General features: G+C 72.1%; 2 protein-coding genes. Both read right to left on the bottom strand.

Annotation, left to right across the window (positions count from 1 at the left end):
• Positions 1-106 precede the first annotated feature (106 nt).
• Positions 107-1,303 carry a lipid-transfer protein gene (locus AB0D29_RS38660; protein WP_362860520.1) on the bottom strand — a complete coding sequence of 399 codons (1,197 nt, stop codon included), beginning with the start codon at positions 1,301-1,303 and terminating at the stop codon, positions 107-109.
• A gap of 49 nt (positions 1,304-1,352) precedes the next feature.
• Positions 1,353-3,485, bottom strand: a complete 2,133-nt coding sequence (locus tag AB0D29_RS38655) for an acyl-CoA dehydrogenase family protein (protein ID WP_362860519.1) — start codon at positions 3,483-3,485, stop codon at positions 1,353-1,355.
• Positions 3,486-3,827: the final 342 nt, after the last annotated feature.

The raw sequence follows: 3,827 nt of genomic DNA, 5'->3' as shown, positions 1-3,827 counted from the left end.
CGCCGGCGTTTGAGGCGCGGGGCTGGGGGCGGAGCCCCGGTCTTTCAGCCCCGCCGGCGTTTGAGGCGCGGGGTCCGGGGCGGAGCCCCGGCAGCGGCGCGGCCCGTCACTTGCGGAGCAACGTCACCACCGCCGCGCCGCCCAGCCCGATGTTGTGCGCGAGGCCGACCCGGGCGCCGGGGACCTGCCGGGCCCCGGCCTGACCCCGCAGCTGCCACACCAGCTCCGCCGCCTGCGCCAGCCCCGTCGCCCCGAGCGGATGCCCCTTGGAGATCAGCCCCCCGGAGGGGTTCACCACCCACCGCCCCCCGTACGTCGTGGCCCCGCTCTCCACCAGCTTGCCCGCGGCGCCGTCCCCGCACATGCCCAGCGCCTCGTACGTCAGCAGCTCGTTGATCGAGAAGCAGTCGTGCAGCTCGACCACGTCCACGTCCTCGATGCCGAGCCCCGAGTCCTCGTACACCCGCCGCGCCGCGGCCGCGGTCATCGGCTTGCCGACGACGTCGATGCACGAGCCCGACGCGAACGACTCCTCCGTGTCCGTGGTCATCGCCTGGGCGACGATCTCCACCGCCTTGTCGTGCAGCCCGTGCGCCACCACGAACCGCTCCGACACCACCAGCGCCGCCGCGGCCCCGTCCGACGTCGGCGAGCACTGGAGCTTCGTCAGCGGCGCGTGGATCTCCTTCGCCGCCAGGATCTCCTCCACCGAGTACACGTCCTGGAACTGCGCGTTCGGGTTGTTCGCCGAGTGCCGGTGGTTCTTCGCGCCCACCATCGCGAGCTGCGCGGCCGTGGTCCCGTACCGCTCCATGTGCTCCCGCGCCGCGTTCCCGAAGATCTGCGCGGTCGGCGGGGACATCTCGAAGCCGTGACCGGCGGCCATGATCCCGTAGTGGCGGGCCACCGGCGAGGTCTTGAAGTCGCCGCCGTCCGCCCCGCCGCCCAGCGCTCCGCGCTTCATCTTCTCGAAGCCCAGTGCCAGCACGCAGTCGTTCAGTCCGCCCTCCACGAACTGCCGCGCCATCATCAGCGCCGTCGAGCCGGTGGCGCAGTTGTTGTTGACGTTGTAGACGGGGACCCCGCTCAGTCCCAGCTCGTACGCGGCTCGCTGGCCGGCCGTGGAGGCCTGGAAGCAGTAGCCCACCGGGACCTGTTCGACCAGCCCGTAGTCCACGCCCGCGTCGGCGAGCGCCGCGGTCCCGGCCTCCTTCGCCATGTCCCAGTACTGCCAGTCCCGCGACTCCGGCTTCTCGAACTTCGTCATGCCGACGCCCACGATGTACGACTTCCGCGACTTCATGCCCGATGACTCCTAGTCCCTAGTCCCTGGTCCCTTAGTCCCTGGTCGCTTAGTCCCTGGGGAGGCCGAGAATCCGCTCGGCGACGACGTTGAGCTGGACCTGCGTGGTGCCCCCGGCGATGGTCAGGCAGCGGGACATGAGCATGCCGTGCACCGCCCGCTCCCCCGCGCCCTCCCGTACGGCGCCCGCCGGGCCCAGCAGTTCGAGCGCGAGCTCGGCGGTCCGCTGCTGGTGCGGGGTCTGGACGAGTTTGCGTACGGAGGCGCCCGCGCCCGGCTCCAGCCCGGACACCTGCTGGAGGGTGGTGCGCAGCCCGATGCAGGCCAGCGCGTGCGCCTCGGCGGCGAGGGCGCCGATCCGCGCCCTGTACGTCCCGTCGAGGTCGGCGGCGTGCGCGAGGAGCGCTTCCAGGCCGGTGTCGAAGGTCATCTGGTCGGCCATGTGGACCCGTTCGTTGCCGAGGGTGTTGCGGGCGACCTTCCAGCCGCCGTCGGCCGCGCCGACGAGGGCGTCCGCCGGGAGTTCCACGTCGTCGAAGTAGACCTCGTTGAAGAGGGCCTCGCCGGTGATCTCCTTCAGCGGCCGGATGTCGATGCCGGGGGTGTTCTTCATGTCGACGACGAAGTAGCCGAGCCCTTTGTGCTTGGGTGCGTCCGGGTCGGTGCGGGCCAGCAGGATCCCGAAGTCGGCGCTGTGCGCGGAACTCGTCCACACCTTCTGCCCGTTGACCCTCCAGGTACCGTCCCCGGTCCGCTCGGCCTTCGTCCGCAGCGAGGCCAGGTCGGAGCCCGCCCCCGGCTCGGAGAAGAGCTGGCACCAGGTGACGTCCCCGCGCAGGGTCGGCAGGACGTGGGCGTCCCGCTGCGCCTGCGTGCCGTAGGCGAGCAGGGAGGGCAGGACCCAGGTGGCGATCCCGAGGTCGGCGACCTTGACCTTGGCCGCGGCCAGTTCCTGCTGGACGACGAGCTGTTCGACGGGGCCGGCGCCGAGCCCGTACGGGGGCGGGAGGTAGGGGGCCGCGTAGCCGGTGGGGGCCAGGATCCGCCGGGCGGCCGCGGGGTCGAGCCCGCGCGCGTCCTCGATCGCGGTCCGGGCCTTCGCCCGGTACGCCTCGGCCTCCGCCGGGAGTTCCAGGCGCAGTTCGCGCCGCGCACCGCCCGCGGCGAGCCGTACGGCCCGCAGCCGGTGCCCGTCGCCGGAACCCAGCAGCTGGCGGGCGACGAGCGCCCGCCGCAGGTGGATGTGGGCGTCGTGCTCCCAGGTGAAGCCGATCCCGCCGAGGATCTGGATGCAGTCCTTGGCGCAGGAGTACGCGGCGTCCAGGGCGCTCCCGGCGGCGAGGGCGGCGACGAGCGAGCGCACGTCGGCGGGTTCGTCCATGGCCTGCGCGGCGTCCCAGGCCAGTGCCCGGGCCTGTTCCAGCCGGACCAGCATGTCGGCGCACAGGTGCTTGACGCCCTGGAACTGCCCGATGGGCCGGCCGAACTGCTCGCGCACCTTGGCGTATTCGGCGGCGGTGTGCAGGGTCCGGGCGGCGGTGCCGCAGGCGTCGGCGGCGAACAGGGTGCAGGCCAGGTCGCGCACCAGGGCCGCGTCCAGCTCCAGCAGCCGGTCGGGGGCGGTGGCGACCCCGCGCGCCCGGACCTCGGCGGTGGGGCGGGTCGGGTCGGCGCTCTCGTGCGTACGGATGTCCAGCGCGGCGGCGTCGACGGCGAACCAGCAGGTGCCGTGCGCGGCTTCGGCCGCGAGCAGGACGAGGTCGGCCTCGCCGGCGCCGAGCACGGGCGGCGCGAGGCCGTCGAGCAGGTACCCGCCGCCCTCGACGGCCACGGCGGTCAGGGTCCCGGGCCCCAGCGCGACCGCCCCGACCCGCCCGGCGAGGGGCTCGGCACCGGCCCGCGCCAGCAGTACGGAGGCCAGCGCGCTCGGCAGGTACGCCCCGGGCAGCGCGGCCCGGGCCGCCTCCTCGACGACGACGGCCAGGTCGAGCAGGGTCCCGCCGTCCAGGTGCGGTTCCAGCAGCCCCTGCGCGGTCATCGCGTCCCAGTAGGCGGGCCGCGCCCCGGTCTGCGGCGGGGTGTCGAGCAGCTTGCGCACCTCTTCGGGAGGCACGGCCCGCGCGACCCAGCCGCGCACCGCCTCGGCCAGCTCGCGCTGCTCTTGCGTGATTCCGATGCCCATGCGCGGCAGACTAGAACACGTTCCAATCTGACGGAAGGTCAGATGACTGGGTTCCCCTCTCGACGTGGCGTTCACTCTGGATTCATTGCAACGTTCCAGGCGCCCAATGTTGCATTGAAATCAAAACCATTGCAATGAAATACCTGCTGTGAGCTGCGTAAATGACATTCACACGCAACGGACTCGTTGCCAGATCTGTGAATGCAACGTAGCTTTTCGTTCATCAGAAACGGCGGGCCGACAGAGTGCCCGCCACTGGAGAAAGAGAAGAACGATGCAGAAGTTCGCCACCGCCACCCCCGTCTCCGCCGTCCTGGACATCCCCGCGGGCCTCATCCGCTT

This window comes from Streptomyces sp. NPDC048424 (genome assembly GCF_040651555.1).
In the GTDB taxonomy this organism is placed as follows: domain Bacteria; phylum Actinomycetota; class Actinomycetes; order Streptomycetales; family Streptomycetaceae; genus Streptomyces.
Note: the sequence above shows the minus strand (reverse complement) of the source record. Positions and strands in the feature narration are given on the sequence as shown.

Excerpts from the sequence above, each read along its gene's own strand:
- AB0D29_RS38660 (WP_362860520.1), bottom strand. The coding sequence starts at position 1,303 with ATGAAGTCGCGGAAGTCGTACATCGTGGGCGTCGGCATGACGAAGTTC.
- AB0D29_RS38655 (WP_362860519.1), bottom strand. The coding sequence starts at position 3,485 with ATGGGCATCGGAATCACGCAAGAGCAGCGCGAGCTGGCCGAGGCGGTG.